The sequence below is a fragment of the Rhizobacter sp. AJA081-3 genome (assembly GCF_017795745.1).
Taxonomy (GTDB): domain Bacteria; phylum Pseudomonadota; class Gammaproteobacteria; order Burkholderiales; family Burkholderiaceae_C; genus Piscinibacter.
The window spans coordinates 4,727,445-4,751,655 of record NZ_CP059067.1; the positions used below are offsets into that span (position 1 = coordinate 4,727,445).

The 24,211-nt window shown below is 69.8% G+C and carries 25 protein-coding genes; 20 read left to right on the plus strand and 5 right to left on the minus strand.

Features of this window, described 5'->3' with window-relative positions:
* Positions 1-17 precede the first annotated feature (17 nt).
* The 5 genes from HZ992_RS22415 to HZ992_RS22430 all read right to left on the minus strand — a co-directional run bounded on the left by HZ992_RS22415 (position 18) and on the right by HZ992_RS22430 (position 4,989).
* Positions 18-1,190 carry an MFS transporter gene (locus tag HZ992_RS22415; RefSeq protein WP_209384000.1) on the minus strand — a complete coding sequence of 391 codons (1,173 nt, stop codon included), beginning with the start codon at positions 1,188-1,190 and terminating at the stop codon, positions 18-20.
* Positions 1,187-1,918 carry a 16S rRNA (uracil(1498)-N(3))-methyltransferase gene (locus tag HZ992_RS25910; RefSeq protein WP_245213207.1) on the minus strand — a complete coding sequence of 244 codons (732 nt, stop codon included), beginning with the start codon at positions 1,916-1,918 and terminating at the stop codon, positions 1,187-1,189. The genes HZ992_RS22415 and HZ992_RS25910 overlap by 4 nt, the downstream gene beginning before the upstream one ends.
* A 23-nt stretch (positions 1,919-1,941) precedes the next feature.
* Positions 1,942-2,439, minus strand: coding sequence for a hypothetical protein (locus tag HZ992_RS25915; RefSeq protein WP_245213209.1), 498 nt, complete (start codon positions 2,437-2,439; stop codon positions 1,942-1,944).
* 9 nt (positions 2,440-2,448) lie between these two features.
* Positions 2,449-3,207, minus strand: a complete 759-nt coding sequence (locus HZ992_RS22425) for a 5'-methylthioadenosine/adenosylhomocysteine nucleosidase (RefSeq protein WP_209384002.1) — start codon at positions 3,205-3,207, stop codon at positions 2,449-2,451.
* Between the two features lie 108 nt (positions 3,208-3,315).
* A complete protein-coding gene (locus tag HZ992_RS22430) occupies positions 3,316-4,989 on the minus strand; it encodes a long-chain-fatty-acid--CoA ligase (RefSeq protein ID WP_209384003.1) in 1,674 nt (557 codons plus the stop codon).
* A gap of 183 nt (positions 4,990-5,172) precedes the next feature.
* Between HZ992_RS22430 and HZ992_RS22435 the strand changes: the two genes are divergently transcribed.
* The 20 genes from HZ992_RS22435 (at position 5,173) to HZ992_RS22525 (ending at position 24,170) form a co-directional block, all read left to right on the plus strand.
* The gene (locus HZ992_RS22435) at positions 5,173-5,922 is read left to right on the plus strand and encodes a FadR/GntR family transcriptional regulator (protein ID WP_209384004.1); all 750 of its coding nucleotides are present in this window, start codon (positions 5,173-5,175) and stop codon (positions 5,920-5,922) included.
* Entirely contained in the window at positions 5,919-6,947 is a 1,029-nt protein-coding gene (locus tag HZ992_RS22440) for an L-idonate 5-dehydrogenase (RefSeq protein ID WP_209384006.1), read from the plus strand. Before HZ992_RS22435 ends, HZ992_RS22440 begins: the two co-directional genes overlap by 4 nt.
* 59 nt (positions 6,948-7,006) lie before the next feature.
* Positions 7,007-7,978, plus strand: a complete 972-nt coding sequence (locus tag HZ992_RS22445) for a sialic acid TRAP transporter substrate-binding protein SiaP (RefSeq protein ID WP_209384007.1) — start codon at positions 7,007-7,009, stop codon at positions 7,976-7,978.
* Between the two features lies 1 nt (position 7,979).
* Positions 7,980-8,543 (plus strand): TRAP transporter small permease, encoded by a 564-nt coding sequence (locus tag HZ992_RS22450; RefSeq protein WP_209384008.1) that lies wholly within the window; start codon positions 7,980-7,982, stop codon positions 8,541-8,543.
* Position 8,544: 1 nt separating this feature from the next.
* The gene (locus tag HZ992_RS22455; protein ID WP_209384009.1) at positions 8,545-9,939 is read left to right on the plus strand and encodes a TRAP transporter large permease; all 1,395 of its coding nucleotides are present in this window, start codon (positions 8,545-8,547) and stop codon (positions 9,937-9,939) included.
* 37 nt (positions 9,940-9,976) lie between these two features.
* Positions 9,977-10,732, plus strand: coding sequence for an SDR family oxidoreductase (locus HZ992_RS22460; RefSeq protein WP_209384010.1), 756 nt, complete (start codon positions 9,977-9,979; stop codon positions 10,730-10,732).
* 15 nt (positions 10,733-10,747) lie between these two features.
* Positions 10,748-11,614 (plus strand): fumarylacetoacetate hydrolase family protein, encoded by an 867-nt coding sequence (locus tag HZ992_RS22465; RefSeq protein WP_209384011.1) that lies wholly within the window; start codon positions 10,748-10,750, stop codon positions 11,612-11,614.
* Positions 11,615-11,618: 4 nt separating this feature from the next.
* Positions 11,619-13,142, plus strand: coding sequence for a UxaA family hydrolase (locus HZ992_RS22470; RefSeq protein ID WP_209384012.1), 1,524 nt, complete (start codon positions 11,619-11,621; stop codon positions 13,140-13,142).
* A gap of 84 nt (positions 13,143-13,226) precedes the next feature.
* On the plus strand, positions 13,227-13,661 hold the full coding sequence (locus tag HZ992_RS22475) for a DUF4864 domain-containing protein (RefSeq protein ID WP_209384013.1): 435 nt from the start codon (positions 13,227-13,229) through the stop codon (positions 13,659-13,661).
* Positions 13,662-13,937: 276 nt separating this feature from the next.
* Entirely contained in the window at positions 13,938-14,999 is a 1,062-nt protein-coding gene (locus HZ992_RS22480; RefSeq protein WP_209384014.1) for an ABC transporter substrate-binding protein, read from the plus strand.
* 8 nt (positions 15,000-15,007) lie between these two features.
* On the plus strand, positions 15,008-15,922 hold the full coding sequence (locus HZ992_RS22485; protein ID WP_209384016.1) for an ABC transporter permease: 915 nt from the start codon (positions 15,008-15,010) through the stop codon (positions 15,920-15,922).
* A complete protein-coding gene (locus tag HZ992_RS22490; protein ID WP_209384017.1) occupies positions 15,922-16,707 on the plus strand; it encodes an ABC transporter ATP-binding protein in 786 nt (261 codons plus the stop codon). The genes HZ992_RS22485 and HZ992_RS22490 overlap by 1 nt, the downstream gene beginning before the upstream one ends.
* Entirely contained in the window at positions 16,704-18,245 is a 1,542-nt protein-coding gene (locus HZ992_RS22495) for an amidohydrolase family protein (protein WP_209384019.1), read from the plus strand. The genes HZ992_RS22490 and HZ992_RS22495 overlap by 4 nt, the downstream gene beginning before the upstream one ends.
* A gap of 114 nt (positions 18,246-18,359) precedes the next feature.
* Positions 18,360-18,482, plus strand: coding sequence for a hypothetical protein (locus HZ992_RS26000; RefSeq protein ID WP_256440733.1), 123 nt, complete (start codon positions 18,360-18,362; stop codon positions 18,480-18,482).
* A gap of 63 nt (positions 18,483-18,545) precedes the next feature.
* Complete coding sequence (locus HZ992_RS22500; protein WP_209384020.1) at positions 18,546-19,016, plus strand: CreA family protein; 471 nt, start codon at positions 18,546-18,548, stop codon at positions 19,014-19,016.
* Positions 19,017-19,025: 9 nt separating this feature from the next.
* Positions 19,026-19,484 carry an SRPBCC family protein gene (locus tag HZ992_RS22505; RefSeq protein ID WP_209384022.1) on the plus strand — a complete coding sequence of 153 codons (459 nt, stop codon included), beginning with the start codon at positions 19,026-19,028 and terminating at the stop codon, positions 19,482-19,484.
* An 84-nt stretch (positions 19,485-19,568) separates the two neighbouring features.
* Positions 19,569-20,780, plus strand: coding sequence for a D-mannonate dehydratase ManD (gene manD / locus HZ992_RS22510; RefSeq protein WP_209384024.1), 1,212 nt, complete (start codon positions 19,569-19,571; stop codon positions 20,778-20,780).
* Complete coding sequence (locus HZ992_RS22515; protein WP_245213211.1) at positions 20,777-22,180, plus strand: mannitol dehydrogenase family protein; 1,404 nt, start codon at positions 20,777-20,779, stop codon at positions 22,178-22,180. Before manD ends, HZ992_RS22515 begins: the two co-directional genes overlap by 4 nt.
* Positions 22,177-23,223 carry an Ldh family oxidoreductase gene (locus HZ992_RS22520; protein WP_209384025.1) on the plus strand — a complete coding sequence of 349 codons (1,047 nt, stop codon included), beginning with the start codon at positions 22,177-22,179 and terminating at the stop codon, positions 23,221-23,223. The genes HZ992_RS22515 and HZ992_RS22520 overlap by 4 nt, the downstream gene beginning before the upstream one ends.
* On the plus strand, positions 23,220-24,170 hold the full coding sequence (locus HZ992_RS22525; protein ID WP_209384026.1) for a sugar kinase: 951 nt from the start codon (positions 23,220-23,222) through the stop codon (positions 24,168-24,170). The genes HZ992_RS22520 and HZ992_RS22525 overlap by 4 nt, the downstream gene beginning before the upstream one ends.
* The last annotated feature ends 41 nt before the right edge of the window (positions 24,171-24,211 follow it).

Consider the following 24,211-nt stretch of genomic DNA (forward strand, 5'->3'; position numbering starts at 1 on the left):
GCGCGATGTCGGCGGAATCAGGGCGCCACCGCACCGGCCCGCGGGCGCAACGCCAGCCAGCCCAGCGCCGCCGCGATCAGCAGCACCGGCACGATCGAGCCGAGGTTCAGCCAGGTCCAGCCCTGCGTGGTGATGAGCGCGCCCGAACCCAGCGAGGTGAGCGTCATCGTGGCCATCACCACCGTGTCCATCGCCGCTTGCGCGGTGGTCTTCTCCTCGGGGCGGTAGGCCTGTGTGAACAGGGTCGTGCCGCCGATGTAGAGGAAGTTCCAGCCCACCCCCAGCGCGAACAGTGCCACCAGGAACTGCATCAGATCGACGCCGGACAGCGCCACCGCGATGCACAGCGCATTGAGCAGCACGCCGACCGCCATCACCGGCAGCGCGCCGAAGCGGCGGATCAGCGAACCGGTGAAGAAGCTCGGCACGAACATGCCCAGCACATGCCACTCGAGCACCAGGGCCGCGCTGGAGAACGGGTGCGCGCACTGCGCCATGGCGATCGGCGTGGCCGCCATCAGCAGGTTCATCACGCCGTAGCCGAGCGCGCAGGCCATCACCGCGACGATGAACACCGGCTGGCGCGCGATCTCGCGCAGAGGCCGGCCCGGGTGCGCGGCATTGGGCAGCGGCAGCGGCGGGAAGCGGATGAACGACATCGTCAGCAGCGACAGCGCAGCGATGCCCACCAGAGAGGCATAGGCGCCGGCAAAGGCCACGGGCAGCGCATCGCGCGTCGCACTGGCCAGGTTGGGGCCGACCACCGCGCCGAGGATGCCGCCGGCCAGCACCCAGGAGATCGCGCGCTCCTTGAAGGCCGGCTCGACCAGCTCGGTGGCGGCGAAGCGGTACAGCGCGGCATTGGCGTTGTAGTAGCCGGCGACCATCGTCGCGGCGACGAGCAGCCAGAAGTTGTGCGACGAGGCCGCGTAGGCGCACAAGGCCGTGCTCGCCATCGCCACCAGCAGACCGAGCTGGAAGGCCCGGCGCCGGCCGTAGGCGCGCTGGTGCCGCGCCACCAGCGAAGCGCACAGCGAACCGCCCGCCACGTAGCCGGCCACCGGCAGCGTGGCCATCCACGGCACCGGCGCAAGGCTCAGGCCGACCAGGCCGTTGATCGCGATGAAGGTGACGTTGTTGGTGAGCAGGAAGCCCTGGCACAGCGCGAGCAGCAGCAGCTGGAAGTTCAAGCGGATCCTTCAGACATCAAGGCAAGGTGGGCGAGCAGCGCCAGCGGCGCGGTGTCGGCGCGCAGGGTGCGCGGACCGAGGGACACGGGGGCGAAGCCGCGCAGGGCCGCCGCCGACTCCTCGGCGTCGCTCAGGCCGCCCTCGGGGCCGCTGAGCGCCGTCAGCTCGCGCAGTGCGGCGGCGACGGGCAGCGGCCCCGGCTCGCGCAGGCTGAGCAGCACTCGCGCGCCGTCGGAGCGCGCCGGCAAGGCGGCGAGCCAGTCAGCCAGCGTGCGCAGCGGCGCAATGCGCGGCACGCGTGTGCGGCCGCTCTGCTCGCAGGCCGACACCGCGACGGCCTGCCAGTGCTGCACCTTCTTGTCGGCGCGTTCACCGGCCAGGCGCAGCACCGAGCGCTCGCACATCAGCGGCTGGATCGCCTCGACGCCGAGCTCGCAGGCCTTCTCGACCAGGGTGTCCATGCGCTCGTTGGCGGGCACGCCCAGGGCCAGCGTGACGGCGACGCCGAGCTCGCGCGAGACGGGCGTGTGCGTGCCGACGCGCACCTTCACCTCGCGGCGACCCATCTGCAGCACCTGCGCCGACCATTCGCCGCCCTCGCCGTTGAACAGCGTCAGCGGCGCGCCCGGCTGCAGGCGCAGCACCTGCACGTGGCGAGCCACAGCATCGGGCAGGTCGAGATCGGCCCCGGCGTGCAGGGACAGGGGAACGTGGAAGCGGGGCGGCACGGGCGAGAGTGTGCCGCAGGTGCTCAGCCGCGGGCGCGGCGGCGCCACCACAGGCGCCAGCGCCGCAGGGCCGCGCGCAGTTGTCGCCACACCGGCAGGGCGTGCACCGCGGCCTTGACACGCTCCTTGGTGCGCCGCCACCAGCCCAGCGCAGCGGCGAACCAGGCGAACTGCATCAGCTGCGGCTCGGTGAGGATGAACAGCCGCCCGACCAGCGCGGTGCCGAGCAACTTGGCGGCGACGATGACGGCGATTCCCAGCGCCGCCTGGCCGGCGTGGATGGCCCACAGCGCGAGCAATTTCACGGGGAACAGCGCCACCGCCGGCACGAGGAAGGCCGCCAGTGCCCAGCGCGGCGTCAGCGTGCGGATGTGGGCTTCCAGGCGCGCCAGCGGCGGCCATGACGCCAGCCGGGCGGCCCAGGCGGTCAGCGGCCGCCAGCCCCATTCCTCGATGAACAGCACCGCCGCGGCCAGCGCGAGCAGCGCGCTGCGCACGGCGCGCCAGAGCCAGCGCAGCACCGTCTTCACTCAGTCGACGCGGCCCGACAGCCAGGTGCCGAGGATCTCGCGCGTGTAGACGCTCGCCACCTCGGCGATGAAGCGGTTGAAGTCGACATGCGCGCTGTCGTCGGCGCGGTCGGAGACGGTGCGGATCACCGCGAAGGGCCGGCCGAAATCGGCGCACACCTGGGCCAGCGCCGCGCCTTCCATCTCCACCGCCAGCGCGTCGGGCAGCGCGGCGCGCAGCGTGTCGCTCTCGGCGGCGGTGGCGACGAAGCGGTCGCCGCTGATCACCAGGCCCTCGTGCAGCAGCGGGCTGTCGATGCCGAAGTCGGCCAGGTGCGTCTCGCCGATGCGCTCGGCGGCATGGTTCAGGCAATGCAGCGCGGCGGCGGCCAGCGAATCGCTGAGGTCGCGGTCGGTGCCGAAGCGCGAGCGGCCGGTCAGCGGCACCTCGAAGCGCGGGAACAGCGGCGAGGCGTCCATGTCGTGCTGCAGCAGCTCGCGCGCGATCACCACGTCGCCCACGCGCACGCCGGTGCCGAGGCCGCCGGCCGCGCCGGTGAAGATGATGCGCTGCACGTCGATCTCCTGCAGCAGCAGCGCGGCGGTGGTGGCCGCGGCCACCTTGCCGATGCCCGAGAGCACCATCACCACCGGCTGGCCCTGCATCTGGCCGAAGTGGAACTGGCGCCCGGCGAACTCGGCGCGTTGCGGCTTCTCGAGGGCGGGAAGCAGTGCACGAAGCTCCTCGTGCATCGCGCTGACGATGGCGATACGGCTCATGCGATCAGTGTCGCATGAGCTCGACTGGCCTTGCGATCAGGCCCTGTGGCTCCGGCTCACATTGCTGCGCAATGTGACCCTGCGCCGCAAGAGCCGACCGCCATGCGGTCAGCTCTTGTCCCGCAGCTCCCGGCGCAGGATCTTGCCCACCGGCGTCTTCGGCAGCTCGGTGCGGAACTCGACGATCTTCGGCCGCTTGTAGCCCGTCAGGTGCGCCTCGCAGTAGGCGCGCACGTCGGCCTCGGTGACGGCCGGGTTCTTCTTCACGATGACCAGCTTGACCGCCTCGCCCGCCTTCGCATCGGGCACGCCGATCGCAGCGCACTCGAGGATGCCGTCCATCTGCGTGACCACGTCTTCCACCTCGTTCGGGTAGACGTTGAAGCCGCTGACCAGGATCATGTCCTTCTTGCGGTCGACGATCTTGAAGTAGCCGCGCTCGTCGACCACGCCGATGTCGCCGGTGCGGAAGAAGCCGTCGGCCGTCATCACCTTGGCCGTTTCGTCGGGGCGTTGCCAGTAGCCGGCCATCACCTGCGGGCCCTTGATCGCGATCTCGCCGGGCGTGCCCAGCGGCACTTCGCGGCCGTCGTCGTCGAGCAGCGTCAGCTCGGTATTGGGCATCGGCAATCCGATGTTGCCGCTGTAGGACGTGCTGTCCACCGGGTTGCAGGTCGCCGAGGGCGAGGTCTCCGACAGGCCGTAGCCCTCGACGATCGGGCAGCCGGTCTTCTCGAGCCACAGCTTGGCGGTGGCGCTCTGCACGGCCATGCCGCCACCCACCGAGATCACCAGGCTGCTCCAGTCGACCGTGCCGAAGTCGGCGTGGTTGGCCATCGCGTTGAACAGCGTGTTGACGGCTGGGAAGCTGTGGAACTTCTCGCGCGCCAGGTCCTTGAAGACGCCCGGCAGGTCGCGCGGGTTGGCGATCAGGATGTTGCAGCCGCCCATGCGCATGGACAGCATCATGTTCGTGTTGAAGCCGAAGATGTGATAGATCGGCAGCGCACAGACGGTGTTGATCTGCTCGCCTTTCGGGATCTTCTTGAGCGCCGGCTGATACCAGGCCTCGGCCTGCAGGATGTTGGCCACCAGGTTGCGATGCAGCAGCACCGCGCCCTTGCTCACGCCGGTGGTGCCGCCGGTGTACTGCAGCACCGCGATGTCGTCCGGGCCCACCTGCGCCGGCTTGAAGGTCTTGCCGCGGCCCTGCGAGAGCGCATCGTTGAATTTCACGGCGCCCGGCAGATCGAAGGCCGGCACCATCTTCTTCACCTTGCGCACCACGTAGTTGACGATCAGCGACTTGGGGAAGCCCAGCATGTCGCCCAGCGCGGTGAGGATGACCTTCTTGGTCGGCACCGCGTTGATCACCTGCTGCATCGTGGTCGCGAAGTTCTCGACCATCAGCATGACCTTGGCGCCCGAGTCCTTCAGCTGGTGCTCGAGCTCGCGCGGCGTGTACAGCGGGTTGACGTTCACCACCACGTAGCCGGCGCGCAGGATGGCGGCCACCGCCACCGGGTACTGCGGCACGTTGGGCATCATGATCGCCACGCGGTCGCCCTTGGCCAGGCCCAGCGACTGCAGGTAGGCCGCCAGCGCGCGCGATGCCTCGTCGACCTGCGCGAAGCTGATGGCCTTGCCCATGAACTTGTAGGCCGGCAGCGAGGCGTACCTCTTCAGGCTCTCCTCGAGCAGCGCCACCAGCGAAGGGTATTGCTCGACGTCGATGTTCGCCGGCACGCCCGCGGGGTACTGCTTCAACCAGGTCTTTTCCATCTCTCGCTCTCCATGGACCAACGGGGATTCTGACGGAGCCCCATCCGCGGCCCCCTAGGGTGTTTCGATACATGCATTCGCCGCCGGTCCACCCGGGTAATCCCGGCGTTGAGGCGCGGCGCGGCCGGCCCTATCCTTCATCAATTGGTCAGGCCACTTGACCGCCTGAGTTTCCCACTCCCGATGCCGCTGCAGACCATCGAGCCCCGCCGCCTGTACCGCCAGATCGCCGATCAGCTGCGCGTGCTGATCGACGGCGGCGAGTTTCCGGCCGGCGCCCGGCTGCCGCCCGAGCGTGATCTCGCGGTGCAGCTCGGCGTGTCGCGCCCCTCGGTGCGCGAGGCGCTGATCGCGCTGGAGGTCGAGGGCCGCGTCGAGGTGCGCATGGGCTCGGGCATCTACGTGCGCGCCGCCGACCCGGGCGCGCGCGCCGCAGCGCCGGCGCACGAGGCCGAGAGCCCGCTCGAGACCATCCGCGCGCGTCAGCTCATCGAGAGCGAGCTGGCCGCCTACGCGGCGCTGCACATGCGCCGGCCGCAGGTCGCCGGCTTGCGCGAGGCCATCGAGGTGATGGAGCAGGAGGCGGCCGCCAGCCACACCCCCACCGAGGGCGACCGTCTGTTCCACACGCGGATCGCCGAGGCCTGCGAGAACTCGGTGCTGCTGCGCGTGGTCAGCGAGCTGTTCGACGAGCGCCACAACCCGCTGTTCGAGCAGCTCGGCAGCCACTTCGAGACGGCGCACAGCTGGGCCGACGCGATCGAAGAGCACCGCGCCGTGGTCGACGCGATCGCCCACCAGTCGCCGCAGGGCGCCCGCGAAGCGATGGCACGCCACCTGGCCAATTCGCACGACCGCTTCATGGCGGGTTGGCAAGCCGAAACCGAGGCGCCGGCCAAGCCGGCATCCCGCAAGAGAAAGGCCGCACGATGACACTCGCCTGCCGGATCCACGCCGCGAAGGACCTGCGGCTCGACGAGGTGGCCGATGCCGCGCTCGGCGACCACGAGGTCGAGATGCGCCTGGGCGCCGGCGGCATCTGCGGCTCCGACCTTCACTACTTCGGCCACGGCCGCGTCGGCGCCTTCGTGCTGCGCGAGCCGCTGATCCCGGGACACGAGGCCTCGGGCATCGTGCTGCGCACCGGTTCCGCGGTCACGCGCGTCAAGCCCGGCGACAAGGTGGCGGTGAACCCGTCGCACGCCTGCGGCCAGTGCGACTACTGCCTCGGCGGACGCTTCAACCTGTGCCGCAAGATGTTCTTTCTCGGCAGCGCCAGCGTGTTCCCGCATGCGCAGGGCCTGTTCCGCGAGCGTTTCGTGCTCGGGCAGGCCCAGCTCACGCCGGTGCACGAGGACATCTCGCTGGGCGAGCTGGCCTGCGCCGAGCCGCTGTCGATTGGCCTGCACGCGGTGCACCGCGCTGGCGTGCTGACCGGCAAGACGGTGCTCGTCACCGGCGGCGGCACGATCGGCAGCATGTGCGTGATCGCCGCGCGGCTGGCCGGTGCCGCGCAGGTCATCGTCTGCGACATCGCCGACCGGCCGCTGACCATTGCGCAACAGGTGGGCGCCGACCGCGTCATCCGCAGCGACCAGATCGAAGCCGCTTCGCTGGCAGACATCGCCGACATCGCCATCGAGGCCGCCGGCAGCCCGGCCGCGCTGGCCACCTGCCTTTCGGCCACGCGCCGCGGCGGGCGCATCGTGCAGGTGGGCACGCTGCCCGCCGAAGGTGTGCAGTTCCCGGCCAACAGCATCATGGCGCGCGAGCTCGACTACGTCGGCGCCTTCCGCGCCGCACACGCCTTCGACTGGGCCGTGCAGTACCTGCGCACGCGCCGCGTCGACGTGCGGCCGCTGCTGTCGGCGCAGCTGCCGCTGTCGCGCGCCGCCGAAGCCTTCGCACTCGCCGCCGACCGCAGCCGCAGCACCAAGGTGCAGCTGGTCTGCGACTGAGCCTTCCTCATTCAACCGCAACACGCCGCCAGAGCGTTCAACCCCCCAGGAGACAGACCATGAAACTCGTTTGGAAGGGCCTGCTGGCCTCCCTCACCCTCGCCGCCGCCGGCGGTGCCTTCGCGCAGACCAAGCAGCTCAAGTGGGCGCACGTCTACGAGACCAGCGAGCCGTACCACACCGAATCGGTGTGGGCCGCCGCCGAGATCAAGAAGCGCAGCAACGGCAAGTTCGACATCCAGGTCTTCCCCGCCTCGTCGCTGGGCAAGGAGACCGACATCAACCAGGGCATGACGCTCGGCACGGTCGACATGATCATCAGCGGCACCTCGTTCGCCGCACGCAGCTACCCGCGCCTGGGCATCGCCTACTACCCGTTCATCTTCCGCGACGGCGAGCACCTGCTGGCCTACGCGAAGAGCGACGTGTTCAAGGAGATGGTCGAGGGCTACCGCGCCAAGACCGGCATCCAGATCACCGCGTACACCTACTACGGCGCGCGCCACACTACGGCGCAGAAGCCGTTCACCGACTGCGCCGGCATGAAGGGCATCAAGATCCGCGTGCCCGACGTGCCCGCCTATCGCGCCACGCCTGAGGCCTGCGGCGCCAACCCGACGCCGATCGCCTTCGCCGAGGTCTACCTGGCGCTGCAGAACGGCACCGTCGACGCGCAGGAGAACCCGCTGACCACCATCGAGGCGAAGAAGTTCTACGAGGTGCAGAAGCACATCATGCTGACCGGCCACATCGTCGACGGCCTGACCACGCAGATCGCGCCGCACGTGTGGAACACGCTCTCCGACGCCGAGAAGAAGATGTTCACCGAGGTCACGCAGGAGGCCGCGGCGCGTGCCAGCGCGCAGATCAAGAAGCGCGAGTCGGAGCTGGTCGACGAGTTCAAGAAGAAGGGCCTGGGCGTGCACCAGATCAACCGCCAGAGCTTCGTCGACGCGGTGCTGAAGAACAAGTCCGTCGAGTCGCTCGGCCACGATCGCAAGGACTACGACCGCATCGTCTCGATCAAGTGACATGGATATCGATGCCCTGCCCAAGGTGATGGGGGACGACGGCGAGTTCCACGCCACGGACGAAGCCGTCGACCTGTCGCACACCACCATCGAGGGCTGGGTCTCGCTGGCGATCTTCTGGGCGCTCGGCGCGGTGGTGTTCTACCAGTTCTTCACCCGCTACGCGCTCAACAACTCGGCCTCCTGGACCGAGGAGATCGCCCGCTACCTGCTGATCGGCACCGTGTTCGTGGGCGCGTCGATCGGCGTGGCGAAGAACAACCACATCCAGGTCGACCTGCTGTACCGCTACCTGCCGGCACCGTTGTGCCGCGCGATGTCCCTGGTGGTCGACGTGCTGCGCATCGCGTTCTTCGCCGCCATGGTGGTGCTGACGGCGCAGATGATGCAGAAGATGGGCAGCTACCAGATGACGATCATCGACCTGCCGATGAACATCGTCTACGGCGTGTGCCTGTTCGGCCTGGCGATGATGGCGCTGCGCTCCGTGTGGGTGATGAAGGTGCACGTGCAGCGCGGCTACAGCGTGCTCGAGCGGCCCGAGACGACGATGGAAGACCGCTGACATGCTCAAGATCATCTTCCTCGTGCTGATGGCCAGCGGCCTGCCGGTGGCCATCGCGATGGCCGGCTCCTCATTGATCTACATCCTGGTCTCGGGCAACCAGCCGGCGCTGACGGTGGTGCACCGCATGATCGGCGGCATCGACAGCTTCCCGCTGCTGGCGGTGCCCTTCTTCATCCTGGCCGGCAACCTGATGAACAACGCCGGCATCACCAACCGCATCTACAACTTCGCGCTGGCGCTGGTGGGCTGGCTCAAGGGCGGCCTGGGCCACGTCAACGTGGTCGGCTCGGTGATCTTCGCCGGCATGAGCGGCACCGCCATCGCCGACGCAGCCGGCCTGGGCACCATCGAGATCAAGGCGATGAAGGACCACGGCTACGCCACCGAGTTCGCCGTCGGCGTGACGGCTGCGTCGGCCACGCTCGGCCCGATCATCCCGCCCTCGCTGCCCTTCGTCATCTACGCGATGATGGCCAACGTGTCGGTGGGCGCGCTGTTCCTCGCCGGCATCCTGCCCGGCGTGCTGATGGCGCTGCTGATGATGATCACGGTGGCCTACTTCGCGCACAAGAACGGCTGGGGTGGCGACGTCAAGTTCTCCGGCTCGCGCTTCGGCAAGGCGCTGATCGAGATGGCGGTGGTGGCCGGCTGGCCGCTGGCGGTGTGGGGCCTGGTACAGGCAGGCATGCAGCCGCAGCTGACCGTGGCGGTGGCGCTGGTGGTGCTGTTCGCCGCCGACCGCTACTTCGGCTTCCAGGCGGTGCTGCCGATCATGACGCCGGTGCTGCTGATCGGCGGCATGACGACCGGGCTGTTCACGCCCACCGAAGGCGCCATCGCCGCCTGCGTGTGGTCGATGGTGCTGGGCCTGGCCTGGTACCGCACGATGCGCTGGAAGATGTTCGTCAAGGTCTGCCTCGACACGGTGGAGACCACCGCCACGGTGATGTTCATCGTCGCCGCCGCCTCGATCTTCGGCTGGATGCTCACCGCCACCGGCGTCACTGCGCAGATCGCCGCCTGGGTGCTGGCGGTGACCAAGGAGCCGTGGCTGTTCCTGCTGATGGCCAACCTGCTGATGCTGTTCGTCGGCTGCTTCCTCGAGCCGACCGCGGCGATCACCATCCTCGTGCCCATCCTGCTGCCGATCGCGCGGCAGCTCGGCGTCGACCCGGTGCATTTCGGGCTGATCATGGTGCTCAACCTGATGATCGGCCTGCTGCACCCGCCGATGGGCATGGTGCTGTTCGTGCTGGCGCGGGTGGCCAAGCTCAGCGTCGAGCGCACCACGATGGCCATCCTGCCCTGGCTCGTGCCGCTGCTGGGCAGCCTGATCCTGCTGACCTACGTGCCCTCGATCTCGATGTGGCTGCCGCGCACGATGGGCCTGTGAATCCGACTCGTTTTCCGTTTCGACCCAGGAGAAGACCATGACCCAACGACTGGCCGGCAAGACGGCCTTCGTCACTGCCGCCGGGCAAGGCATCGGCCGCGCCGTCGCCGAGGCTTTCGTGCGCGAAGGCGCCGCGGTGATCGCCACCGACCTCAACGAGGCGTTGCTCGCCACGCTGCAAGGCACGCCCGGCGTGACCACGCGCCGCCTCGACGTGCTCGACCCGGCGGCCATCACCGCCGCAGCGAAGAGCGCCGGCGCGGTCGACATCCTCTTCAACGGCGCCGGCTTCGTGCACGCCGGCTCGGTGCTCGACTGCACCGAGGAGGAATGGGCCTTCGCCTTCGACCTCAACGTGCGCTCGCAATTCCGCACCATCAAGGCCTTCGTGCCCGGCATGCTGGCCAAGGGCGGCGGCTCGATCATCAACGTGGCCTCGGTGGCCGGCAGCATCAAGGGAGCGCCGAACCGCTTCGTCTACGGCACCACCAAGGCGGCGGTGATCGGCCTGACCAAGGCGGTGGCGGCCGACTTCATCACCAAGGGCGTGCGCTGCAACGCGATCTGCCCGGGCACGGTGGAGTCGCCCTCGCTGCGCGACCGCATCGCGGCGCAGGCCCAGGCGAGCGGCCAGACGCTGGCGCAGGTCGAGGCCGCGTTCATCTCACGCCAGCCGATGGGCCGGCTCGGCCGCGTGGAAGAAATCGCCGCGCTGGCGGTGTATCTTGCGAGCGACGAATCGTCCTTCACCACCGGCACCGCCCAGGTCATCGACGGCGGCTGGTCCAACTAACCTGAAGAGAAGAACATGAAGTTGATGCGATATGGCGCCAAGGGCGCCGAGAAGCCTGCCCTCGTCGACGCGCAGGGCCATGTGCGCGATCTGTCCGGCGTGCTCGCCGACATCACCGCGCACACCGTCACGCCCAAGGGGCTGGACCGCCTGCGCGCGCTCGACCCGAGCACATTGCCGCTGGTCGAGAAGCCCGGGCGCATCGCGCCGCCGTGGAGCGGCTGCGAGAAGTTCCTGTGCATCGGCCTGAACTACGCCGACCACGCGGCGGAGTCGAACCTGCCGATCCCGAAGGAACCGATCCTCTTCATGAAGCCGATCAGCGCCCGCGTCGGCCCGAACGACCCGGTGGTGCTGCCGCAGGGCTCGGTGAAGAGCGACTGGGAGGTCGAGCTCGGCGTGGTCATCGGCAGCAAGGCACGCTATGTGTCGGAGGCCGAGGCGCTCAGCCACGTGGCCGGCTACTGCGTCATCAACGACGTGTCGGAGCGCGAGTACCAGATCGAGCGCGGCGGCACCTGGGACAAGGGCAAGGGCTGCGACACCTTCGGCCCGGTGGGCCCGTGGTTGGTCACCAGCGACGAAGTGGGCGACCCGCAGAACCTGGCCATGTTCCTGGAGGTCAACGGACACCGCTTCCAGAACGGCAGCACCAAGACGATGATCTTCGGCGTGGCGCAGTTGGTGAGCTACGTCAGCCGCTTCATGACGCTGTACCCCGGCGACCTGATCTCCACCGGCACGCCGCCGGGCGTGGGCATGGGCGTGAAGCCGAGCCCGGTGTTCCTGAAGGCCGGCGACACCATCAGGCTGGGCATCGAGAAGCTGGGCGAGCAGAACCAGAAGGTCTACGCCTGGGACCCGGCGATCATCGACGGCTGACTCGATGAGCGCCTTCATCCGCATCCACCCGGCCGACGATGTCGTTATCGCCAAGCAGCAGTTGATCGGCGGCACGCTGCTGGAGGGTGAAGGTGTCACCGTGGCCGGGCTGATCCCGCCCGGCCACAAGGTGGCCGTGAGGTCGATCCGCGCCGGAGCGCCGGTGCGGCGCTACAACCAGATCATCGGCACCGCCCGCGTCGACATCGCGCCCGGCCAGCACGTGCACACGCACAACCTGGAGTTCGCCAGCTTCGCGCGCGACTACGCAGTGGGCACCAGCGTGCAGCCGACCGAGTACGCGGCCGAGCCGGCCAGCTTCATGGGCATCGTGCGCCCCGACGGGCGCGTGGCCACGCGCAACTACCTCGGCGTGCTGACCTCGGTGAACTGCTCGGCCACCGCGGCGCGCGCGATCGCCGACCACTTCCGCCGCGACGTCAACCCGCGGGCGCTGGAGCGATTCCCGAACGTCGACGGCGTGGTCGCGCTGACGCACGGCGCCGGCTGCGCGACGGCCAGCGACGGCGAGCCGCTGCAGATCCTGCGCCGCACGCTGGGCGGCTACGCACGCCATGCCAACTTCGCCGGTGTGCTGATGGTGGGCCTGGGCTGCGAGACCAACCAGATCTCCGGCCTGCTCGAGCAGGAAGGCCTGCAGGAGGGCTCTCAGCTGCAGACCTTCAGCATCCAGGACAGCGGCGGCACGAAGAAGACGGTGGCCAAGGGCATCGAGCTGATCGAGTGGATGCTGGAAGAGGCCAACCGCGTCCAGCGCCAGCCGGTGCCGGCCAGCCACATCACCGTGGGCCTGCAGTGCGGCGGCTCCGACGGCTATTCCGGCATCAGCGCCAACCCGGCGCTGGGCGCCGCGGTGGACCGCCTGGTGCGCCATGGCGGCACGGCCATCCTGTCCGAATCTCCCGAGGTCTACGGCGGCGAGCACCTGCTGACGCGGCGCGCCGTGTCGCAGCAGGTCGCCGACAAGCTGGTCGCCCGACTCAAGTGGTGGGAAGACTACTGCGCGCGCAACGGCGGCGAGATGGACAACAACCCCTCGGCCGGCAACAAGGCCGGCGGCCTGACCACCATCCTCGAGAAGAGCCTGGGCGCGATCGCCAAGAGCGGCACGACCAACCTGGTCGAGGTCTACGAGTACGCGCAACCCGTCACGGCCAAGGGCCTCGTCTTCATGGACACGCCCGGCTACGACCCGGTGTCGGCCACCGGGCAGGTGGCCGGCGGCGCCAACCTGATCTGCTTCACCACCGGCCGAGGCTCGGCTTACGGCTGCGCGCCCTCGCCGTCGCTGAAGCTGAGCACCAACACGGCCCTGTGGCTCAAGCAGGAAGACGACATCGACATCAACTGTGGCGAGGTGGTCGACGGCACGGCCAGCATCGACGAACTGGGCGAGCGCATCTTCCGCCTGATGCTGGAGACGGCCTCCGGCCGCCAGACCAAGAGCGAGGGGCACGGCTACGGCCAGAGCGAGTTCGTGCCCTGGCAACTCGGCGCGGTCATGTAGCGGTCGGCGCCCGTCACACCCTGTTGCTGGACAGGGCTGGGCGGCTGCGCGAGGATGGGGCCGCCGTCCACGGAGGGGGTCACCATGACGCGCGCACTTCGTTCCCTGCTTCGCGCCATCGCTGCGCTCGGCCTGGCCGTGTCTCTGTCGGCACAGGCCGCCGGCGTCTCCCGGGCCGACGCGCAGAAGGTGCGCGCGGTCATCCAGGCCCAGCTCGCTGCCTTCGCGGCCGACGACGCGCGGCGCGCCTTCTCGTTCGCAGCGCCCGGCATCCGCCAGATGTTCGGCACGCCGCAGCGCTTTCTCGACATGGTGCGCGAGGGCTACCCGGTGGTCTACCGGCCGGCCTCGGTCGGCTTCCTGAAGCCCGAAGCCAACGGTCGCACGGTCATCCAGGCCGTCGAGATGGCCGATGGCGAGGGCACGCTGTGGGTCGCCGTCTATCAGCTCGAGCGCCACAAGGGTGCCTGGCGCATCACCGGCTGCGAGCTGGTGCCCAGCGACGGCAAGGTGATCTGATTCACCGCCGCGCAGCCAAGCTCACCATCTCGGGGCAGGCCATGCACCAGCAGGGCTGCTGATCGCACCGCGCCGGACAGGACATCAGCCCGCCTTCCTGGGCAGGGCACATGGCACGGCCTATGCATCACTCATCGCAAGCGCAGTGACGGCCGTCCGTCACTTTCCGGTTGGCGTGCCGAACTCAGTGCGTGCGTGCTCGCAGAATGAGTCGGCCAACGGGTTCGTCCCATTTCTTGCGTGGCTCGCAGGCACCTGGCTTCAGGAGTCGAGACGATGTGCGAGCGCCATGGCAACACCCATTCCCAACTGAGTTCCCTGTCCCGCCGGGGATTCCTCAAATCCTCTTCGGCCACCGCGGTGTCGGTGGCCCTGCCCGCGGGGCTGGCCGCCGCGCTGGGCGCGACGGACGCGGCAGCAGCCACCACCCTCAAGGCCACGCACGGCGCGGGCCTGTGCAACCTGGGCATCTTCCTCGCGAAGAAGCGTGAGCTGGCCAAGGCCGACGGCGTCGAGCTCGACTTCGTCGTCACGCCGACCACCACCGACGTGGTCACGCTGTTCGGCTCCGGCCAGGTGGACATCTCGGTGATTCCCTATTCCAACTTCCTCACCCTGGTGGACGCCGGCGCACCCGTGCGCATGGTGGCCGGCGCCGGCGTCGAGGGCTGCATCCTGATCGGCCGCGACGGCATCAAGACCGCCGCCGACCTGAAGGGCAAGACCATCGGCACCTTCCAGGCCGACACGCTGGAGGTACTGCCCTACGACTACCTGAAGAAGGCCGGCATGTCGTTCAAGGACGTGAAGATGGCCTACTTCAACACCTCGCCCGAGCTGGCCGCCGCCTTCATCAACGGCGGCATCGATGCGGTCTGCCACATCGAGCCCTACGCCACGCAGTGCCTGACCTCGCGCAAGGGCGCCACGGTGCTGACCGACGGGCGCGACGTCTACGGCCGCAACTACGCCGACTGCGTGCTGGCCGCGCGCATCCCGCTGATCGAGAAGAACCCGCAGGCGATCAAGGCCGTCATCAAGGCGATGTTCGTCGCGCAGAGCCAGGCAGAGAAGGACCCGGCCGCGGCGCTGAAGGACACCGTCGGCACCTATTACAAGACCTCGCTCGAGGCGGCCACGCTGGCGCAGAGCAAGCAGCCGGTGATGATCGATCAGCGGCACAACGCGAAGTTCTTCGCCGAGCGCGGCCAGTCGATGATGGAGATGGGCTACGTGAAGAAGCCCATGCCGGCCAGCGCGCTCGACTGGAGCCTGATCGAGCAGGTGATCAAGGAGAACAAGCCGCTGTACGACTCGCTCAGGCTGAAGGCGGCCTGAGGCGCGCCATGGCTGCCGTTCCTGCCATGGTGGAGCCTGCCGTGCCCCTGGCCCCGCCGGTGGCCGCCGCCGCGCGGCAGCGCCCCTCGGCGCTGCTCGCGCGGCTGCGCTCCGCGCTGTGGGCCTGCGCCTCGGTCGGGCTGTTCGTCGGGGTGTGGGAGTTCTCCTGGTGGCGCGGCTGGGCCGACCCGCTGCTGCTGCCGCCGCCGCACCTGTTCCTGGCGAACCTGGCCGACCAGTTCCGCTTCTTCGACCCGAACGGCGACCGCGCCGGCGCGCTGTCCTCGGGCGGCAGCCTCGGCTCGGTGCTCGGCGTGATCGCCTGGACCTCGCTGCGCGTGACGGCCGGGCTGGCGCTGGGCTTCGTGCTCTCGCTGGCGGTGGGCGTGGGCATCCGCTACTTCGGCGTGTTCGGCAAGCTCACGCTGCCGACCATCACGCTGCTCGCGCCGATCTCGCCGGTCGCCTGGCTGCCGGTGGCGGTGTTCATGTTCGGCATCGGCAACCCGCCGGCGGTGTTCCTGGTCTTCATCTCGGTGTTCTTCGTGATGGTGCTGTCCACGCTGTCGCAGATCGACGCGGTGCCGGCGAGCTACCTGCGCGTGGCGCGCATCATGGGCGCCACCAAGCGGCAGCTGTTCCGCCACGTCATCCTGCCGGCCATCCTGCCGGGCCTGTTCGTGACGCTGCGGCTGAACCTGTTCGCCGCCTGGATGGTGGTGCTGATCGCCGAAGCCGTGGGCGTGGGCTCCGGCCTCGGCCAGGTGGTGATGATGGCGCGCAACACCTTCAACGCCAGCCTGGTGTTCTTCACGATGACGCTGATCGGCCTGGCCGGCTTCGCCTTCGACCAGGCACTGCGCTGGGTGCAGCGCCGCGTGCTGTGGTGGGTGGGCCCTTCCGCCGCCGCGGGAGGCCTGTGATGGGCAGCGCCATTCAACTGAACCGCGTCACCAAGATCTGGAACGAGGGCGAGCCCGGCGCGGTCACCGCAGTCGAGTCGCTCTCGCTGCAGGTCGGCGAAGGCGAGTTCGTCGTGCTGCTCGGCCCCTCGGGCTGCGGCAAGAGCAGCCTGCTGTACATGCTGGCCGGGCTGGAGCAGCCCAGCGCCGGCGAGTTGCTGTGTGATGGCAGGCGCGTCGCCGGCCCGGCGCCCGAGCGCAGCATGATCTTCCAGGAGGCCTCGCTCTACCCCTGGCTCACCGTGCTCGACAACGTCGCTCTCGGGCTGCGGCTGCAGGGGGTGGAACGGGCCGAGCGCGAAACCCGCGCCCAGGCCCTGCTGCGCCAGGTCGGCCTGGGCGACATGGGCCAGCGGCGGCCGCACGAACTCTCCGGCGGCATGCGCCAGCGTGTCGCGCTGGCCCGCGCACTGGCGATGAAGCCCAGGGTGCTGCTGATGGACGAGCCCTTCGCCGCGCTCGACGTGCAGACGCGCGCCCGCATGCAGGGCCACCTGCTCGAAGTGTGGCGCGCCAGCGGCGCCAGCGTGCTGCTGGTGACGCACTCGATCGACGAGGCGCTCGCGCTGGCCGACCGCATCGTCGTCTTCACCGCCCGGCCGGGGCGCGTGAAGCACGAGGTGAGCGTCGAGCTGCCGCGCCCGCGCAACCCCCACGACCTGCGAATGGTCGACCTGCACCGCCAGCTCACCGAGCTGCTGGCCGACGAGGTCGACCGCGCCTTCCTCGAACAGGAAACCCGATGACCGTCTCCCTCGTCTCGGCCCGCTGGATCGTCACCGGCGTGGCCGATCGGCACACGCCCGTGATCCACTCGGACGCCGCCCTCGCCCACGACAACGGCCGCGTCATCGCGGTCGGCCCGGCGGCACAGATGCGCGCCGCCTACCCCGGCGCGAGCGAAACCCGCTACCCGCAGCACATGATGCTGCCGGGCTTCGTCAACAGCCACCACCACGTCGGCATGACCCCGCTGCAGCTGGGCTCGCCCGACTACGCGCTGGAGCTGTGGTTCGCCAGCCGGCTGTCGGCACGCGACATCGACCCCTACCTCGACACGCTGTACTCGGCGTTCGAGATGCTGGCCTCCGGCGTGACCACGGTGCAGCACATCCACGGCTGGATGCGCGGGCCCTACAGCCATGTGCACGACACGGCGTCGGCGGTGCTGAACGCCTACCGCGACATCGGCATGCGCGCCTCGTACTGCTTCGCGGTGCGCGAGCAGAACCGCTTCGTCTACGAGGCCGACGAAGACTTCTGCGCCCGCCTGCCGCCCGAGGTGGGCGCGGCGATGGCCGCGCACCTGAAGGCGCAGGCCATGCCCTTCGCCGACTTCATGCAGCTGTTCGACGACCTGGTGGCCGAGAACCGCTCCGAGCTCACGCGCATGCAGCTGGCACCGGCCAACCTGCACTGGGTCAGCGACGACGGCCTGCTGGCGATGAAGGAGAAGGCCGACGCCGCCGGCGTGCCGATGCACATGCATCTGCTCGAGACGGCGATGCAGAAGGCGTACGCGAAGCGCCGCACCGGCACCACCGCCGTCAAGCACCTGCACAAGCTCGGCCTGCTCGGCCCGAAGCTCACGCTCGGCCACGGCGTCTGGCTGACCGAGGAGGACATCGAGCTCGCCGCCCACACCGGCACTTGCATCTGCCACAACTGCAGCAGCAACTTCCGCCTGCGCAGCGGCCTGCTGCCGCTGATGGAATACGAGAAGCGCGGCATCACCGTCGGCATGGGCCTGGACGAGGCCGGCCTCAACGACGACCGCGACATGCTGCAGGAGCTGCGCCTGGCGCTGAACGTGCACCGCGTGCCCGGGCTCGACGACGACGAGGTGCCCAGCTGCCCGCAGGTGCTTCGCATGGCCACCGAACACGGCGCCCACACCACCGCCTTCGGCGCCGACATCGGCCGGCTCGACGCGGGCCGCTACTTCGACGCCGTGGTGATCGACTTCGACCGCGCCATGTACCCCTACCAGGACGACGACATCCCGCCGCTGGACGCGCTGATCCAGCGCGCCAAGACCCAGCACGTGGCGGCCGTGATGGTCGGCGGCGAACTGGTCTGCGAGAACGGCCGCTTCACCCGCATCGACCGCGACGCGACGCTGGAGAAGCTCGCCCAGGCGCTGTCGAAGCCGCGCACCGAGGCCGAGAACCACCGGCGCTGGCTGCGCCGCGAAGTCTTCCCGCAGGTGAAGAACTTCTACCGCCACTACCTCGACGAGGAACCTGCTCGCGAGCCGTTCTACGGGAATTCTTCTCGCCGCTGAATGCCCTCGCCAGCGCTGGCACGAAGTTCGCACAAGGAGGTTCATTCGAACCAATCGGGGCCGTTTCACCCGTCAAAGTGCCGTTTAGCGGCGCACGGAGTGACCGGAAACCACATGAACGACAAGAATCGTCACCGCGCGACGCCCACGCCCAAGGGCTATCTGCCGAACTGGGCGCTCGTGCTGTGCATCGCCAGCGCCTTCGTGCTCGTCGCCCTGGCGCGCTCGATCGTCTGAACCGGGTCGCTGCGGCCTGACCCGGCCTCGGGTACGCTCGGCTCCATCGCCACGGAGCCCGAGATGACGAAGTCCTTGATTGCCGCCCTCGCGCTGGCCGCCTGCGCCGCCAGCTCGCGCGCCGAACCGGTCGGCGAGGTCGACACGGTGTTCAAGTGGATCGGCCCCGACCACAAGATCGTCGTCGATGCCTACGACGACCCCGACGTGGCCGGCGTGACCTGCTACGTCTCGCGCGCCAAGACCGGCGGCATCAAGGGCGGTCTGGGCCTGGCCGAGGACAAGGCCGAAGCCTCGATCGCCTGCCGCCAGACCGGCCCGATCAGCTTCCCCAAGCCGCTGCGCCAGCAGGACGAGATGTTCAGCGAGCGCATCTCTCTGGTCTTCAAGAAGCTGCGCGTCGTGCGCATGGTCGACAAGCCGCGCAACACGCTGGTCTACCTGACCTACTCCGACCGCGTCATCGAAGGCTCGCCGCAGAACAGCGTGACCGCGGTGCCGGTGGACCGCGGCACGCCGATCCCGCTGCGCTGAGGAGACGCCATGCAGACCGACCTCGTGATCTCCCGCCTGTTGAATGCGCCGCGCGCCGCACTGTGGCGGGCCTGGACGGAACCCGCCTTGCTGGCGGAGTGGTGGTGCCCGAAGCCCTGGACCACCCAGGTCAAGGCCTTCGAACTGCGCCCCGGCGGCGATTTCCACACCTTCATGCAGGGGCCTGACGGCGGCACCAGCGACAACCCGGGCTCGTTCCTGGAGATCGTGCCCGGGGCCCGGCTCGTCTTCACGTCGCAACTGACCGGGGGCTGGCGGCCGGCCACGCCCTGGATGGCCTTCACGGCCGTCATCAGCCTCGCCGATGAACTGGGCGGCACGCGCTACGTGGCCACCGTGATGCACCCGGACGAGGCGACACGGGCGCGCCATGAGGAGCTCGGCTTCTTCGAGGGGCTGGAACCGGCCATCGACCAGCTCGAGGCGACCGCCCGCCAGATTCCCTGAGAGGTCGCGCTAGAGGAAAACGCGAATGGGAGGCAGCAGGGCAGGCCCGCAAAATTGGCCTGACCACTTGACCACTGCCCTCCGATGAAGATCACCGCCGCGCGCGTCATCGTCTGCTGCCCCGGGCGCAACTTCGTCACCCTGAAGATCGAGACCGACCAGGGCCTGACGGGCCTGGGCGATGCCACGCTCAACGGGCGCGAGCTCGCGGTGGTGAGCTACCTGACGGACCATGTCATCCCCTGCCTGATCGGCCGCGACGCGCACCAGATCGAGGACATCTGGCAATACCTCTACCGCGGCGCCTACTGGCGGCGCGGGCCGGTGACGATGAGCGCCATCGCCGCCGTCGACACCGCGCTGTGGGACCTGAAGGCCAAGGCCGCCGGCATGCCGCTGTACCAGTTGCTCGGCGGCGCCAGCCGCACCGGCGTGATGGTCTACGGGCATGCCAACGGCCGCGACATCGAACAGACCGTCGACGAGGTGCTGCGCTACAAGGAAGAAGGCTACAAGGCGATCCGCGCGCAGAGCGGCGTGCCGGGGCTGGAGAAGGTCTACGGCGTCGGCCGCGGCACGATGTTCTACGAGCCGGCCGATGCCGACCTGCCGAGCGAGCACGACTGGTCGACCGAGAAGTACCTGCGCCACACGCCCCAACTGTTCGAGGCGGTGCGCGCCGCCGTCGGCCCCGACACCCACCTGCTGCACGACGTGCACCACCGCCTCACGCCGATCGAGGCGGCGCGCCTGGGCAAGGACCTGGAGCCCCATCGCCTGTTCTGGATGGAAGACGCCACGCCGGCGGAGAACCAGGAGGCCTTCCGCCTGATCCGCCAGCACACCACCACGCCGCTGGCGGTGGGCGAGGTGTTCAACACCATCTGGGACTGCAAGGACCTGATCCAGAACCAGCTGATCGACTACATCCGCACGACCGTCGTGCACGCCGGCGGCATCACCCACCTGCGGCGCATCGCCGACCTGGCAGCGATGTACCAGGTGCGTACCGGCAGCCATGGCGCGACGGACCTGTCGCCGGTGTGCATGGGCGCGGCGCTGCACTTCGACCTGTGGGTGCCGAACTTCGGCATCCAGGAGTACATGCGTCACACCGAGGAGACGGACGCGGTGTTCCCTCATGCGTACACCTTCGAGGACGGCTTCCTGCACCCCGGCGAGACACCCGGCCACGGCGTCGAGATCGACGAAGCGCTGGCCGCGAGGTACCCCTACCAGCGCGCCTACCTGCCGGTGAACCGGCAGCAGCACGACGGCACGCTGTGGCACTGGTGACTGCATTGGCGGACAAGGCCGGCCTGAGCGCCGGCATCGTGCACCTCGGGCTGGGCGCTTTCGCTCGCGCCCACCTGATCCCCGCCACCGAAGCGGCCATGGCCGCCAGCGGCGAGCGCGACTGGGGCGTGCTCGGCGTGTCTTTGCGCCATGCCGACGTGCGCGATGCGCTTGAGTCGAGCCGCTTCGACTACACCCTCGCGCTGCGCGACGCCGACGCGCACGGCACGCCGCGCGAGCGGCGCGAGCGGCTGCGTACGCTGCTCGGCGTGCTGGTCGCACCGGAAGACCCGCAGGCGGTGCTGGACGCCATCGCCGCACCGGCCACGCGCATCGTCAGCCTGACGGTCACCGAGAAGGGTTACCACCACGACCCCGCCACCGGCGCCTTGAAGCGCGACGACCCCGGCCTCGCCCACGACCTCGCGCACCCGCATTCGCCGCGCACGACGCTCGGCTTCCTGGTGCACGGCCTGGCGCTGCGACATGCGCGCGGGCTCGGCCCCGTGACCCTGCTGTCCTGCGACAACCTGCCCAGCAACGGCGCCACGCTGCGCGGCCTGGTGCTGGCCTTCGCGGCGCAGGTGGATGCGCGGCTGGCGGACTGGATCGCCAGCACCTGCCGCTTCCCGAACGACATGGTCGACCGCATCGTGCCGCGCAACGACGACCTCACGGTGGTGACGGCCGAGCCCTTCTTCGACTGGGCCATCGAGGACGACTTCGCCGCCGGCCGGCCCGACTGGACGGTCTACGGCGCCCGCTTCGTCGTGCAGGCCGAACCCTTCGAGAAGCTCAAGCTGCGCATGGTCAACGGCGCCCACTCGACCATCGCCTACCTCGGCGTGGTGGCCGGCTGGGCCACGGTGGACTGCGCCATCCGCGAGCCGGCACTGCGGCGGGCCGTCGACGCGATGATGCGCGAGGAGATCGAGCCGACGCTGCACGGCCTGGCCGACCTGGACCTCGCCGCCTACCGTGCCCGGCTGCTCGATCGTTTCGCCAACCCGGCGCTGGCGCACCGGACTCGGCAGATCGCCATGGACGGTTCGCAGAAGATCCCGCAGCGCTGGCTCGGCACGGTGCGCGACCGGCTGGCCGCTGGCGCGCCCATCGACCGGCTCGCGCTCGCGGTGGCGGCGTGGCTTCACTTCCTGCAAGGCGTCGACGAAGCCGGGAAGCCTTACCAGATCAACGACCCGCTGGCCGCAGAGCTGGCGGCGCTGCAGGCGCGCGCCGCCACCCAGGCGGACGAGATCGCGCGTGTGGCCACGTTGTGCGACTTCGCGCCGGTGTTCGGCGCGCTCGGCGGGGACCGGCGCTTCATCGAGGCCGTGGCGCGCCACACAGCGAGCCTGCGCGAACGCGGCGTGCTCTCCACGCTGGAGTCACTGCAATGAGCGAAGCGCTCCTGCACGCCAGCGCCGAGACGCTCACCGACTGGGCCCTCGCCTGCCTGCGCCACTTCGAGCTGCCCGAGGACGACGCGCGCTGCCTCGCCGAAAGCCTGGTGCAGACCAGCCTGTGGGGCATCGACTCGCATGGCATCGCGCGCCTCACTCATTACCTGAACCGACTCACGCACGGCTCCATCCAGGCGCGGCCCGACATCGTCGTCACGCGCAGCGGCCCGGGCACCGCGCAAGTCGCGGGCGATCGTGGCCTGGGGATCGTCGTCGCGCACCGCGCCAACCGCGTGGCCATCGAGCTGGCGCGAGAGAACGGCATCGGCGCGGTCGGCGTGAGCGATTCGTCGCACTGCGGCGCGGTCGGCCTGTACAGCCGCGTCGCGGCGCGCGAGGGGCTGATCGGCATGGCCTTCACGCATTCGGACAAGATCGCCGCGCCCTTCGGCGGGCACCGGCCCTTCCTCGGCACCAACCCGATCTCGCTGGCCTTCCCGCGCGAGGGTGGCGAGCCGGTCTGCCTGGACATGGCCACCACCTCGATCCCCTGGAACCGCGTGATGAACGCGCGCCGCGAAGGCACCGCCATCGCACCCGGCGTGGCCGTGGACGCCGAAGGCCGCGATACCACCGACGCGCAGACCGCCAACGCGCTGCGCCCGCTGGGCGGGCCCGACTACGGCCACAAGGGCTACGGCCTGGCGCTGATCGTCGAGCTGCTGTGCGGGCCGCTGAACGGCAACCCCTACGGCCCGCAGATCGGCCCGATGTACGCCGAGCTGGAGCGGCCGCGGCGCATCGGCGCCTTCTTCGTCGCCATCGACCCGAAACGCTTCGCCGGCGGGCCGATGTTCGCGGCCACCGTCGAACACATGGCGCGCGCGCTGGCCGCCGAGCCGGGCGCGCCGCTGATGCCCGGCGATCCGGAGCTGGCAGCGCAAGCGAAGCGGCGCATCGACGGCATCCCGATCGAGCCGGGCCTCGCCGCCGAGATGCGCTCGTGGAGCACGCGTCTCGGTGTAGCCTCGCCGCTATGACGACGCCCCCCCTGGACGTGATCACGCTCGGCGAGACCATGGTCTCGTTCGCCGCGCACGAGGCCGGGCCGCTGGACGCGGCGGCTACCTTCACCAAGATCGTCGCCGGTGCCGAAAGCAACGTCGGTGTGGGCCTGGCGCGGCTCGGGCTGAAGGTGGCCTGGGTCAGCCGGCTCGGCGACGATTCCTTCGGCCGCTACATCCGCCGCGCGCTCGAAGCCGAGGGCATCGACTGCACGGCGGTGGCCACCGACCCCACGCGGCCCACCGGCTTCATGCTCAAGTCGCGCGCGCTCGAAGGGCAGGACCCGGTGGTCGAGTACTTCCGCCGCGGGTCGGCCGCCAGCGCGCTGTCGGTGGCCGACTTCGACGAAGCGCGCTTTCTCTCGGCGCGGCACCTGCACGTCACCGGCATCACCCCGGCGCTGTCGCCAAGCTGCGCCGAGCTGGTCGAGCACGCGATGGCGGCGATGCGTGCGGCCGGCCGCACGGTGTCGTTCGACCCCAACCTGCGCCCGAAGCTGTGGCCGAGCCGCGAGGCGATGGCCGCGCACCTGAACCGCCTGGCCGGCCTGGCCGACTGGGTGCTGCCCGGCATCGCCGAGGGCCGCACGCTGACCGGGCTGGACACGCCGGAAGACATCGCCGCCTTCTACCTCGACCGGGGTGCGCGCGCGGTGCTGATCAAGCTCGGTGCCGAGGGCGCCTACTGGCGCACGCGCGAGGGTGCGGGCCGCGTTCCGGGCGTGCAGGTGACGAACATCGTCGACACCGTCGGCGCGGGCGATGCCTTCGCCGCCGGCGCGCTCAGCGGTCGGCTGGAGGGGCTGGACTGGCCGCAGGCGCTGGCGCGCGCGAACTGGGTCGGCGCGCAGGTGATCCAGGTCGTCGGCGACATGGACGGGCTGCCGCGGCGCGACCGCCTGCCCGCCGCGCTGCGCGGCTGAGCACGCCGGGCCCCGGTTCGCGGGTGTGGCGCCAGTGGCCC